Annotated in this window: 10 protein-coding genes; 5 read left to right on the top strand and 5 right to left on the bottom strand. The window is 63.5% G+C overall.

What is annotated here, in order from left to right; all coding sequences use genetic code 11:
* Positions 1–335: 335 nt before the first annotated feature.
* Entirely contained in the window at positions 336–1,238 is a 903-nt protein-coding gene (locus ACQY4T_RS00770) for a phytanoyl-CoA dioxygenase family protein (protein ID WP_428536348.1), read from the top strand.
* Positions 1,239–1,463: 225 nt separating this feature from the next.
* On the opposite strand, the gene ACQY4T_RS00775 is transcribed toward ACQY4T_RS00770, so the two are convergent.
* On the bottom strand, positions 1,464–2,495 hold the full coding sequence (locus ACQY4T_RS00775) for an alpha/beta fold hydrolase (protein ID WP_428536350.1): 1,032 nt from the start codon (positions 2,493–2,495) through the stop codon (positions 1,464–1,466).
* 194 nt (positions 2,496–2,689) lie between these two features.
* Here ACQY4T_RS00775 and ACQY4T_RS00780 point away from each other — a divergent pair, with 194 nt between their 5' ends.
* Positions 2,690–3,214: a hypothetical protein gene (locus ACQY4T_RS00780; RefSeq protein WP_428536352.1), complete on the top strand. Its 525-nt coding sequence runs from the start codon at positions 2,690–2,692 to the stop codon at positions 3,212–3,214.
* A 112-nt stretch (positions 3,215–3,326) separates the two neighbouring features.
* Here the strand turns inward: ACQY4T_RS00780 and ACQY4T_RS00785 are convergent, their stop codons facing one another.
* Genes ACQY4T_RS00785 through ACQY4T_RS00795 form a run of 3 tightly spaced genes read right to left on the bottom strand, consistent with a single transcriptional unit; the run spans position 3,327 to position 8,173 of the window.
* Entirely contained in the window at positions 3,327–4,892 is a 1,566-nt protein-coding gene (locus ACQY4T_RS00785) for a SpoVR family protein (protein WP_428536354.1), read from the bottom strand.
* Positions 4,889–6,187, bottom strand: a complete 1,299-nt coding sequence (locus tag ACQY4T_RS00790; protein ID WP_428536356.1) for a YeaH/YhbH family protein — start codon at positions 6,185–6,187, stop codon at positions 4,889–4,891. Before ACQY4T_RS00790 ends, ACQY4T_RS00785 begins: the two co-directional genes overlap by 4 nt.
* Before the next feature lie 39 nt (positions 6,188–6,226).
* Positions 6,227–8,173, bottom strand: a complete 1,947-nt coding sequence (locus ACQY4T_RS00795; protein ID WP_428536358.1) for a PrkA family serine protein kinase — start codon at positions 8,171–8,173, stop codon at positions 6,227–6,229.
* A gap of 1,017 nt (positions 8,174–9,190) precedes the next feature.
* Here ACQY4T_RS00795 and folP point away from each other — a divergent pair.
* Genes folP through thiD form a run of 3 tightly spaced genes read left to right on the top strand, consistent with a single transcriptional unit; the run spans position 9,191 to position 12,393 of the window.
* The gene (gene folP / locus ACQY4T_RS00800; RefSeq protein WP_428536360.1) at positions 9,191–10,096 is read left to right on the top strand and encodes a dihydropteroate synthase; all 906 of its coding nucleotides are present in this window, start codon (positions 9,191–9,193) and stop codon (positions 10,094–10,096) included.
* A gap of 49 nt (positions 10,097–10,145) precedes the next feature.
* Complete coding sequence (gene glmM / locus ACQY4T_RS00805) at positions 10,146–11,516, top strand: phosphoglucosamine mutase (RefSeq protein WP_428536362.1); 1,371 nt, start codon at positions 10,146–10,148, stop codon at positions 11,514–11,516.
* Positions 11,517–11,571: 55 nt separating this feature from the next.
* On the top strand, positions 11,572–12,393 hold the full coding sequence (gene thiD / locus ACQY4T_RS00810) for a bifunctional hydroxymethylpyrimidine kinase/phosphomethylpyrimidine kinase (protein WP_428536364.1): 822 nt from the start codon (positions 11,572–11,574) through the stop codon (positions 12,391–12,393).
* A gap of 10 nt (positions 12,394–12,403) precedes the next feature.
* Here the strand turns inward: thiD and ACQY4T_RS00815 are convergent, their stop codons facing one another.
* Entirely contained in the window at positions 12,404–12,958 is a 555-nt protein-coding gene (locus ACQY4T_RS00815; RefSeq protein WP_428536366.1) for a PqiC family protein, read from the bottom strand.
* Between the last annotated feature and the right edge of the window lie 8 nt (positions 12,959–12,966).

Here is a 12,966-nt window from a genome sequence, read left to right on the forward strand (position 1 = left end):
GCAGCCATTGGCAATGGGCACTTCTCCGGCCACCGCTGGCAAAGCACCTCGCCAGACGGGTCCGATGAGCCATGCAGCGATAGAATCGCGCCGCTTCGGGTAAATGCGCCTGAAAGTGGCGTGAAGATCACATTTTCCTGGTAAATGCGGATTACTTAAAGACGCTAATATCCTAGGCGTCCTAAATTGGATTAGGATACTTGACGGTCGATTGGGTTCCGGAAGCGGTAAAGCCTTCAGCCGGCTACGAGCTTTGGCTTATTCTTTCCAGAACCTGTCCAGACAACCGGGATACCGCTCGATGCTACGTTGATGACTGGCATTAGGAAATCAAGATGGAACGGCCGCTCGATAGCGAGACAGTCGATAAGTTCCATGGCGACGGATTCGTCGCGATGGAACAACTGGTTTCCCCGCAGGAAGCGGAGCGGATGCGGGCTGTTCTGCTCCGCCTGCATGAAACCAGGGTCGGTTTCAACGAAGGCGCACAGTTCGACGCGGCGGGCTGCGATACCGCCGACAATCGGCCGCGGTTCCCGCAAATACTGAATCCAAGCAACTATGCAAAAGAACTGCTGACGACCAGTTACCGCAACACGGCAACTGCGATCGCCAAGCAGCTCCTGGGCCAAGACGCCCGTTTGCAGCTTGATATCGCGTTCTTCAAGCCGGCACGGATCGGCAGCGATACGCCATGGCACCAGGATGAAGCCTTCAGCAATCCTGATCTGGAGCATGATCAGATCACCATCTGGCTGGCGCTGGCGCCAATCAGCCGCAACAACAGTTGCATGTCGTTCATCCCAGGCTCGCACAAGCTGCCGGTGCTCGAGCATCGGGCCAAAGACGGCGATCCGCGCAACCATGCGCTGGAATGCATCGGCACATTCGATGCCGCAACAGCGGTGGAGTGTCCGCTGCAGGCGGGCGGGGCGACAATCCATTCGCATCGCACTTTGCACTACGCCGGTCCCAACCCTTCCTCCGAGTACCGCATCGGCTATGCGCTCGTGTTCGACACACCGTTCCGCTTGCGCAAAAAGCCGCTGGTCTTCGGCTGGCAGCAACATCAGCAACTGACGGATCGGCAACTGCGCAAGCGCGCCTGGCGGCGGCATGGCGGTATCATCGTCGAGCTGTGGCGCGGCCGGCAGCTCGCTCGCAACCATCTGGCAGCCAAGCTGCCGCGTATCTTCCACAAGCTGCGGGGCAACACCAAGCAGGACTTCACCGGATAAAGCCGCATGGCCGGCTACGTTGGCGGTCCGGCACCGAGACCGGACGCTCCGGTAAGCGGCCGATCCTCGAGTGTCTTGCCCCAAAAGTCCGCCGTGTCATGCGGCGGACTTTTGGGATCAGCAGGCCACTGAAACCAAAGGGGTCGCGAGGCTGATGTTCGCCCGATATGGCGAACTTCAGACACCGGACATTAGCATTCCGTCGAATTTTGCGGCCGAGCTTGTTTACGCCGCAAGCAGCGCGTGGACCTGTTGGCTGATGAACGCCGCATCGGCCGGATTGCCGACAGGATTGCCGGCGCGGTGCCCCCAGATGCTGGGAATCGGCTGCAGCTCGGCGCAGGCCAGGAACGGCAGTTCGGCTGCGTTGTCGGCGGTGCGAAAATACAGGTCGGTGGCGCCGGGCATCAGCAGTACCCGCGCTTGGATCGATCGCAGCGCGGCCGCAAGATCGCCATCATACAGTCCGTTGGCGCTGATGTCGGCGGCATCCCAGGTACGGAGCTGAGCATACAGGTTGGCGGCCGAACGGGCGGCGTAACGATCCTCCCAATCGGTTTTCAGGAACGTCTCGAGGTCGGGCGCCCCCAAATTCGGCGCCGGGCCGACCGCCAAGTGCAGCCCGGCGCGATAGAAATCCTGACTGAGCGCCCAGCCCGCGTAAATCCGCCCAAACGCCCGTTTCGCCGCCTGCGGTTCGGCGGAAAAGCGGCCATTGCCAATATGCTGCGGCGCGGCCTCCAGCGTGGCAATCAGCGAACGCAGGAAGACCTGGTTGTGCACCGCGGTCCGAGCGACACCGCAATTGACCACGATCCGCTGCACCGCGCCGGGAAACAGCGCCGCCCAGTGATAGGCCTGCAGCGCGCCCATCGACCAGCCATAGACACAGGCCACCTGGTCGATACCGAACAACGCGGCTAACGCGCGCCGCTGCGCCTGGACGTTGTCATGCACCGTCACCAACGTCGGATAATCCGCCGCATCGGACGGCGAGGACGACAGGCCGTTGCCGAACATGTCGACGATGACGATGAACCAGCGCGTCGGATCCAGGATCTTGTCCGGCCCGATCAGCCACTCGAGATCGGGATGCTGCGCGCCATAGCTGGTGGGATAGACAATGACATTGTCCCGCGCGGGCGACAGCTTGCCGTGGGTCTTCCAGCTAAGCCTGGCCGAATCCAGTCGTGCGCCGGACTGCAGCGTCAGGTTTCCGAGGTCGAAACTTCCCTGTTGCGTCGGCCAGGTCATCATCGTCTCTCCGTTCCGCTTGGCACCGATGCAGTATGCGGCAGCGCGCGCATGTTGGAACAGGGCGCTCGGCTTGCCGCAGGCTTGCGTTCGGCGCCGGCGTCCAACCACGCGGTATTCTTCCTAAGCAATTTTTCCTTGCGTCCCTCTGCAACCTAAGGTAGAAGATGTTCGAACAAACAATGAACTTGGATGCCATGCAAGACGTCACCAGTCCTACCCAATCCACTGAACGCCTACGCGCCTACGCCAGCGCCGCGCTCACGCCGTTCTTTGCCAGCGCTGCAAACGGCTGTGAGACTGCCGCCCGGAACACCGCCGAAGGCCTGCTGAACGATTATCGCGCGGCCACGCCCAAGGAAATCCAGCTATCCGCCCAGATCATAGCGTCCGGCCTGGCAACGCTGGCCTGCCTGAGCGCCGCGTCGGTGGCCAAGCACGACTCGATCAACGAGATGCTGCGGCTGCAGCGCGAAGCCCTCAAGCTGCACCGAACGTCGGATAAAGCGACCAAGATGCTGGAGGCGCGCAAAAAGCAACGCACGACAAACCCGAAGACGATGACCGCGGCGCACACGAAATGGGACGAGGGCACGTTCCAACGGTCGATCAATCAGGCGTTGGATAAATTCAATGACTCGAATGCCAGGGTCGCCGCCTACATGGAAAGTTTGCGGACCAATACGGGGAAACCGAAACCCGACGCGTCGATCAGCAAATAGGCCCGGCGAGGGTAGACTGAGCCAGCAGGTCAGACCACGGCCGCGCTGGTGCCCGCCCGTTGGGCCGGGATCAGGCCCGGGGCCGCGATCCCAGCCTGACGGCCCCGTCAGCCTAACTCGGTTCGATCTGCACGATCCCCGGACGCGGCGACGCGGCATGTTCCTTCAGCACCGCCTCGGTCCCCGGATCGACTTCCTTCATCAGCACATCGTAGCCCCACAGATCGGCCAGATGCTGCAGCACCATCCGAGCGTCCTTTTCCTCCAGCAGCACGCGGTTGAGCGCGCGGTGGTGCAGGATCAGTCGGCGGTCGCCGGCCAGGTTGACATCGATCACCTGGATATCGGCCGACGTCCATGACACGTCGTAGTGCTTGGCCAGCGCCTGCTTGATCTTGCGGTAGCCGCGTTCGTCATGGATCGCCTCGACCCGCAGGTTCGGCTCGCTGGCATCGTCCATCACGTGGAACAGGCCGAAATGGCGCACCAGCTTCGGGCTGAGGTATTGCAGGATGAAGCTCTCGTCGCGGTAGTTCGCCCACACGTCGCGCAGCACGTTCATGTGGTCGTTGCAGCCGGCGATGTGCGGAAACCACTGCTTGTCTTCGGCGGTCGGCAGCGTGCAGATGCGCTCGATGTCCTGCATCATGGCGAAGCCCAGCGCATAGGGATTGATGCCGGAGTAGCGACGGTCGTCGAATTCCGGCTGGAACACCACGTTGGTGTGCGAGGACAGGAACTCCACCATCGCGCCGTCGGTCAGCAGCCCCTTCTCGTGCAGCCGGTTCAGGATGGTGTAGTGCGAGTAGGTGGCACAGCCCTCGTTCATTACCTTGGTCTGCGACTGCGGGTAGAAATACTGCGCGATGATGCGCACGATCCGCAGCACCTCACGCTGCCAAGGCGCCAGCCGCGGCGCGGTTTTTTCCATGAAGTACAGGATGTTTTCCTGCGGCAGTTCCAGCAGCGCCTTGCGCTGTTCGGCGGCGGTCGGGTCGGCGCGGGTATTTTCCTTGCCCGGCACGGTGCGCCACAGGTCGTTAAACACCCGTTCGTCGTGTTCGCGGCGTTCGCGTTCGCGCTTTTCCTCCGACCGCAGGTCGGCGGTCCGCTTGCGCGGATACTTGTGCACTGCCTGGCTCATCAGCGCGTGCGCGGCGTCCAGCAGGCGTTCGACCGCCACCTCGCCGTAACGCTCTTCGCACGAGGTGATGTAGTCCTTAGCGAACTCCAGATAGTCCAGGATGCCGTTGGCGTCGGTCCACTGCTGGAACAGGTAGTTGTTCTTGAAGAAGTGGTTATGCCCGAACGCCGCGTGCGCCATCACCAGGGTCTGCATCATGGCGGTGTTCTCTTCCATGATGTAGCTGATGCACGGGTTGGAATTGATGACGATCTCGTACGCCAGCCCCTGCATGCCGGCGCGGTACATCGCCTCGTTGCGGGAAAAATGCTTGCCGAACGACCAGTGCTTATAAAACAGCGGCATGCCGATCGAGGAGTAGGCATCCAGCATCTGTTCGGTGCCGATGACCTCGATCTGGTTGGTGTAGACTTCGAGCCCCATTTCGCTCAGCGCGACCTTCTCGATCGCGTCGTAGCAGCGCTGGATGGTGCCGAACTCCCAGTCGGCACCCTCGAACAACGGGCGTTCCGCCCGGATCAGCGTGGAGCTCATTCGGCAGCCTCCTCGGCCCCGGTCTTCTTGGCGAAGAGTTCCCGGAACACTGGGTAGATGTCTCGGCGATGGCCGACCTTGCGCATCGCCATCGGCGCGCCGTTGCGAATGATCGTGGAGTAGGTCTGCCACAGATCGCTGTCGCGGCGGATGAAGCCGGGCGGGAAGTGCTCGGAATCGCGGCCGACCTCGAGATAGGCGTAATACTGGCAAGCTGGCAGCAGCACCTTGGTCAGCAGCGCGGCGGTCTTGTCGTTGTCGCTGGCGGTATTGTCGCCGTCGGACGCCTGGGCGGCATAGATGTTCCAACTGTCCGGGCTGTAGCGGTCGTCGATCACCCGCTGCATTTCCTCCAGCGCGGTGGACACCACGGTGCCGCCGGTTTCGGGGCTGTTGAAGAAGGTGTCCTCATCGACCTCGGACGCCTGGTGGGTGTGGCGGATAAACACCACTTCCACGTTCTTGTAGCGCCGTTTCAGGAAGATGTACAGCAGCACATAGAACCGCTTGGCCAAGTCCTTCATGTGCTCGGTCATCGACCCGGACACGTCCATCAGGCAGAACATCACCGCTTGGGCCACCGGCTTCGGATGCGACTCGAAGCGCCGGTAGCGCACGTCCAGCGGATCGATATACGGGATGACCCCGGTGCGGCGCACCTTGCGGGCCAGTTCTTCCTCGAGCGCCACGCGCCGCGGGTCGTCCGCTTCCAGCGCGGCGATCTCATCGCGCAGCGCCTGGATTTCACCGGGCTTCGGACGGCGCAGCGCGATGCGCCGCGACAGGCTGTTGCGTACCGTGCGGTTCAGCGCCAGGTTGGCCGGCGATCCGCTGACCGAGTAGCCGGCACGGTGATAGACCAACGCCTCGGTGTTCACCACCCGACGCTTGGCCAGGTCGGGCAGTTCCAGATCCTCCAGGAACAGATCGACGAACTCGTCACGTGACAGGGCGAAGCGAAAATCGTCCTCACCCTCGCCGTCCGGGCTGCCTTCGGACCCGCTGCCGCCGCCGCCATTGGGTGGCCGCTGGATGGTATCGCCGGCGATATACTCCTTGTTGCCGGGCAACAGGTGGTCGCGAATGCCGCCGGTGCCGCTGCGCCGGAATGAAGGTTCATGTACGCCTTGCGCCGGCAGCACCACCTCACCGCCCTCGTCGGCGTCCTTGATGCTGCGGCTACCGGCGCTTTCGTGCACCGCCTTGCGGATCTGCGATTTGGCGCGCCGCATGAAGCGTTGGCGGTTGGCCAGGTTCTTTCCACTCGGGTTCAGGCGGCGGTCAACTATGTGCATAGCGTGCCTGTGCGACCTTTCCGGGTTCGGCGGGCATGGCTAGCCCGCCTGCTTCACGCGCATATACCACTCAACGAGTCGTCTGACCTGCCTTTCGGTGTAGCCGCGGGCGGTCATGCGTTCGACAAACTCGGTGTGTTTCTTTTCGGTGTCACTGTCCTTCTTAGAGCCGAAGCTGATCACCGGCAGCAACTCCTCGACCTGGCTGAACATCCGGCGCTCGATCACGTCGCGGATCTTCTCGTAGCTGGTCCAGGACGGGTTCTTGCCGTTGTTGTTGGCCCGGGCCCGCAGGCTAAATTTCACCACCTCGTTGCGGAAATCCTTGGGGTTGGCGATCCCGGCCGGCTTTTCGACCTTGGTCAACTCCTGATTCAGCAACTCGCGGTTCAACAACTGGCCGGTGTCGGCGTCCTTGAAGTCGATGTCCTCGATCCAGGCGTCGGCATAGGACACGTAGCGGTCGAACAGGTTCTGTCCATAGTCGTGGTACGATTCCAGGTAGGCTTTCTGGATTTCATTGCCGATGAACTCGGCATAACGCGGCGCCAGCTCACCCTTGATGAACTCCAGGTAGCGCTTTTCGGTTTCCTGCGGCATCTGGTCGCGCCGGATCGACTGCTCCAGCACATACATCAGGTGAACCGGATCGGCGGCGATTTCGGTGGTGTCGTGGTTGAATGTCGCGGCCAGCACCTTGAACGCGAAGCGGGTCGAGGCGCCATCCATGCCTTCCTCGACACCCGCGGTATCCTTGTATTCCTGCAAGGAGCGCGCGCGCGGGTCGGTCTCTTTCAGGCTCTCGCCGTCATACACCCGCATCTTGGCATAGAGCGTCGAGTTCTCGTGCCGCTTGAGCCGCGACAGCACCGAAAACCGAGCCAGCATTTCCAGCGTCGCCGGGGCGCACGGAGCATCGCCAAGTTCGGAACGCGACACCAGCTTGTCGTAGATCTTCTGTTCCTCGGTGACGCGCAGGCAGTACGGCACCTTGATGACATAGATCCGGTCGATGAAGGCTTCGTTGTTCTTGTTGTTCTTGAACGATTGCCACTCCGATTCGTTGGAGTGTGCCATGATGATGCCCTGGAACGGAATCGCGCCGATATTTTCGGTGCCGATGTAGTTGCCTTCCTGCGTCGCGGTCAGCAGCGGGTGCAACATCTTGATCGGCGCCTTGAACATCTCGACAAACTCGAGCATGCCCTGGTTCGCCCGGTTCAGGCCGCCCGAATAGCTGTAGGCGTCGGGATCGTTCTGCGCGTGCATCTCCAGCTTGCGGATATCGACCTTTCCCACCAGCGAAGAGATGTCCTGGTTGTTCTCATCACCCGGTTCGGTCTTGGCGATGCCGACCTGGCGCAACCGGGACGGGATCAGTTTTTGTACCCGGAACTTGGAGATGTCGCCGTTGAACTCATCCAGCCGCTTGATGCACCACGGGCTCATCAGCCCGGTCAGCCGGCGCACCGGAATACCGTAGCGGTCCTCCAGCATCGAACCCATCCGCTCCGGGTTGAACAGGCCGAGCGGGCTTTCGAACACCGGGCTGAGGTCGTCGCCGGCCTTCAGCACGTAGATCGGATAGGTCTCCATCAACGCCTTCAGGCGCTCCGCCAGCGACGACTTGCCGCCGCCGACCGGGCCCAGCAAGTACATGATCTGCTTGCGTTCCTCGAGACCCTGCGCAGCATGGCGCAAGAACCCGACGATCCGCTCAATGGTCTCTTCCATGCCGTAGAATTCGCTGAACGCCGGATAGGCCCGGATCGTGCGATTCATGAAGATGCGGCCGAGGCGCGGGTCCTTCGAGGTATCCACCATCTCGGGCTCGCCGATCGCCGCCAGCAGGCGTTCGGTTGCGGTCGAGTAGACCAGCGGGTCCTTCTTGCAGGCGTCGAGATAGTCCGCCAGCGACATCTCGGCCTCGCGATGAGCCTCGAACGTCCTTGCATAGGCGGTGAAAATGTCCTCGACCGTATTCATGCGGCCGCTCCTTTGTTGTGGGTGGTGCCACGATCAGTCGCGTCTGCACGAACCATGTCATGCAAGATGGGTGCAACCGTAGCGGATAGGCGAGATGTCGCGGGAATGTTTTCGCCGATTCGCATCATTCGGGAGTCCGCGAGCGTGACATTGACTTACATTCCCTGAGAAAAGCCGCAGTCATTTGCATTACTCTTTCTTCCGCCGGCTCGAAGTGGCGACCGGCACAAAAGCAGTTGAGGCGTCGTTCATCGCCGGCAGTGCATGACAACGCGGAAGCCACCGCGCCGCGTCAGCATCGGATGCAAAAATCTTGCATCCCAAGACAGAGACTTCATCGTCCAACAGCTGGCGGACGATCTCTCCGCAAGCCAGCAAACACGAGACATTTCCGCCAATCACGGAATAGTGAAACCCGCCGTGCGGCATTTCAAGAGAATTCACCACGGCACTGCGAAAAACCGCCTCGGCCCATTTTGACGGGGCTGCGAGGGCCCGTCGGACGATACGTGGTTGCGTTCAGGCATAACGCAAACCAATTGCGGTAAAGCGGCGCCCAGCACGAGTCGGGGCATGGGCAAGAGCCGAGGCATGGGCAAGAACCGCAGCATGAACCACAAGCGCCACGTCATGGCTGTGAACTGCATCAACTGCCTTTCCTAGCCGCCGGACGCCCGAGTCGCAGGCCCCGAGGCACCAGGAATACAAGGATACTCTTAACATTCCGTTAACGTGTATCGTTTTCGTTCTATCCATCCTCTCCCGCTTGGAACGCTACACCACTCGGTCCGCTGCGTGGCCGAAAATCTTCGTATGATCCGTCGCTGTGCAGCCACTGCCGAAACCGAGGGCACGTGCCGCGCCACCGCGCGAACACGGTTCACCCCATGATTGACCAGTTTGGTGTAAACTCTTGAGTCACAATATATTTAACCCTTCCGGAACAGAGCCATTCGCGGCGCTGGATCAGTTGCCATACGGCCTCCGAGGAGCGGTTTCGGCTTCGAGCCGGCCGTCATGAACGCCACGCGGGGCGACCTCGACCAATGGCAGCCGTCAGCACCGCGCCAGTGCTGGGCCGGCGTCAGTCTCGACCGACCGCTGGTCATGGCCATCCTCAACGCCACCCCGGACAGTTTCAGTGGCGGGGGGCGCCGCGCCGACCCTGGTGAGGCCATCGCAGCCGGCCTGAGGATGGCCGCCGAGGGCGCCGACATCATCGACGTCGGCGGCGAAAGTACCCGCCCCGGCGCCGCGTCGGTGACGCCCGAATTGGAGCAGGATCGCGTGCTGCCGATTATCGAAGCCCTGGCCGCGGCAGGTCTTCGCGTCTCGGTCGATACCAGGAACGCCGCCACCATGCGGGCCGCGCTCAGCGCCGGTGCCAGCATCGTCAACGACGTGTCGGCGCTGGCGCATGATGCGTCATCCGCCGGTGTCGTCGCCGCAGCGGGCTGTCCCGTCGTGCTGATGCACATGCGCGGCAACCCCGCCACGATGCAGGCCGAAGCGGTCTACGCCGATGTCGCGGCCGAGCTGCGCGCCGAAGTCTCGGTGCGGATCGAGGCGGCGCTGCGCGCCGGGGTTCGGCCCGACCGGATCGCGATCGACCCAGGGATCGGTTTCGCCAAGCGGGCGCCACACTCGCTGGCGGTCTTGCGCGGACTGCCGGACCTTGCCGGGCTCGGCTACCCGATCGTGGTCGGGGTCTCGCGCAAGAGCTTCATCGCCACCGTTGCAGGCCAATCGACGGCCGGACAGCGACTCGGCGGATCGCTCGCCGCCGGGCTGTACTCGGTGCTGCGGGGCGCCTCGATCCTGCGCGTCCATGATGTCAGAGAGACGGTTCAAGCCATTCGTATCTGGCAGGCGCTGTTTGCGCCGGGCACGGTTCCGCTTCCCCAACGCCCGCCATTCGATTAGACCTGCCACCAAGACGACCGGAGCGCCGAACGGGAGCGGCAATCAGCGCATGAGCAAAATAAGACGCCTGTTCGGCACCGATGGGATCAGGGGCAAGGCGAACTCCGACCCGATGACCGCCGGCATCGCCTTGCGACTCGGCCAGGCGGCCGGGTTGCTGTTCACCCGCGGCGAATATCGCCACCGCGTCGTCATCGGCAAGGACACCAGGCTGTCCGGCTACATGATCGAACCCGCGCTGACCGCCGGATTTATCGGCGCCGGCATGGACGTCACCTTGTTGGGGCCGTTGCCCACGCCGGCGGTGGCGATGCTGACCCGCTCGTTGCGCGCCGATCTCGGGGTGATGATTTCCGCCTCGCACAATCCCTACGAGGATAACGGCATCAAGCTGTTCGGTCCCGATGGCACCAAGCTGTCCGATGAGAAAGAGCTCGAGATCGAGGCTCTGATGGACAGCGGCTTCGCCGACCGCCTGGCCGAATCCGGCCTGCTGGGCCGCGCCGCCCGCCTGGATGACGCGGCCGGGCGCTACATCGAGGCAGCCAAGGGCAGCTTCCCCCGCGGATCCCGCCTCGACGGCCTGCGCATCGTCGTCGATTGCGCCAACGGCGCTGCCTATAAGGTGGCGCCCACCGTGCTGTGGGAACTGGGCGCGACGGTCATTCCCGTCGGCGTCGCACCGGATGGCTTCAACATCAACCAGGCCTGCGGCTCGACGGTGCCCGAATTCCTCTGCGCCAAGGTAGTCGAGCATGGCGCCCATCTGGGCATCGCGCTCGACGGCGACGCCGATCGGGTGATCATCGCCGACGAAACCGGTGAGGTGGTCGATGGCGACCAGATCCTGGCATTGATTGCCCGCTCCTGGCACCAGGCCGGAACACTGCGCGGCGGCGGCATCGTCGCCACCGTGATGTCCAATTTGGGGCTGGAGCGCCATCTCGGCCAACTCGGCCTGCGACTGCACCGCACCAAGGTGGGCGATCGCTATGTCGCGGAGCATATGCGCACCAGCGGGATCAATGTCGGGGGAGAGCAATCCGGCCACCTTATCCTGTCTGACTTCGCCACCACCGGGGACGGTCTGCTCGCCGCGCTTCAGGTGCTGGCGGTTCTGGTGCAGCAGGATCGGCCTGCGTCGGAGCTGTTGCAGGTGTTCCGGCGGCTGCCGCAGCGGCTGAAGAACGTGCGCTTCGCCGGCGTGTCGCCGTTGCGCGAAGACCGCGTGCAGGCAGCAATCCGCGACGCCGAGGCCCGCCTGAACGGCACCGGCCGCGTACTGATCCGGGAAAGCGGCACCGAACCGCTGGTGCGGGTGATGGCCGAGGGCGAAGACGGCATCATCGTCGCCGAGGTGGTGGACTCGTTGTGCGAAATGATCGCCGACGTCGCCCGGATCAGGCAAGCCGCGGTTTAGCCATGCTGCCGAAGATCGAGAGCACCACCCCTAGGCCGAGCGGAACCGCCCGCTGATGCGCGGCCGTGTGCTGGTGATCGCCGGCTCCGACTCGGGCGGCGGAGCCGGAATCCAGGCCGATATCAAGGCAATAACCGCGCTCGGGGCGTTTGCCGCGACCGCGGTCACCGCGCTGACTGCGCAGAACACGCTCGGCGTCCACGGCGTTGTCCCGGTGCCCCCCGATTTCATCCGCCAGCAGATCGATGTGGTGCTCAGCGACATCGGCGCCGACGTCATCAAGATCGGCATGCTGGGCGACGTGGCGACGATCGAGACCGTTGCCACCGCATTGCACGATCTCGCCGCGGCGACACCGGTGGTGCTCGACCCGGTCATGGTGGCAAAGGGCGGACATTCCCTGCTGGCGACCGAGGCCGTGGACACCCTGCGCCGTCGGCTGCTGCCGCTGGCGGCGCTGATCACCCCGAACCTGCCGGAGGCCGAAGCGCTGACCGGGCTGAGCATCCGGACCGAGGCCGAGATGCGGTCCGCCGCAACCGCATTGCTCGCCACCGGTGTGCCGGCCGTGCTGTTGAAGGGTGGCCATCTGCCCAGCGACACGGTCATCGATCTGCTGGCCACCGCGGATGGCATCGAGGCGTTCCCCGCCCCCCGGATCGACACCCGCCACACCCACGGCACCGGTTGCACGACGGCCTCGGCCGTGGCGGCCGGGTTGGCGCAGGCTCTGTCCCTGCGCGACTCAGTGCTTCGCGCGCGACTTTATGTCCGGGCCGCTATCAGCTCCGCGCCCGGATTCGGCGGCGGGCATGGTCCGCTGGATCACGCGGTGACCGTGGCGATACCCCCGTCCTGGCCGGGCCAACGGGACTGAATCGCCAACCTCAGGCCAGCATCCCGGAGATGGCATCGGCCAATTCGGCCGTCGCCGAACTCATCGCCGCCACCAGCGCGCGCGTGCTGGCGTCCGCCGGCCGAACCGTGAACCGGACCCCGCGCGATCGGATGCCCTTGCCGTCCACCGCGACCTGCGCCGCCAGCAGCAGGTTGCCGTCCTGGTCCAGATCGAAGCGCAGCAGGTTGATCTCCACCGTTGCCGCCGCCGGCGTGGAAATCGCCCCGCTGTCACCGTACACCGTACTGCCCGGCAGCCGCTGGTTCAGCTCCTGCACCAGGATCCGGCTCAGCATCGCGTCGAGCGGCTCACCCCACCATTGGTTCGACAGCACGTCGATCCGGTAGCCCTCGGACGACCGCACGATCTGCGAGCGTTCCAGATAATGCGCGATGGCGATCGCACGCAGGACAATGACCCGCGGCGCACCGCCATGGGTCACCCCCGGGATCGCCGCCAGCACATACAAATCGGGATTGGGCGAAGCGCACGCCGCCGGCAACGCGGTCAGAGCCAGCAGGGCGGATCGCCTGGACAGTGGCATCGGCCCGG

Origin of the sequence: Rhodopila sp. (genome assembly GCF_965277825.1) — a bacterium.
GTDB lineage: Bacteria > Pseudomonadota > Alphaproteobacteria > Acetobacterales > Acetobacteraceae > Rhodopila.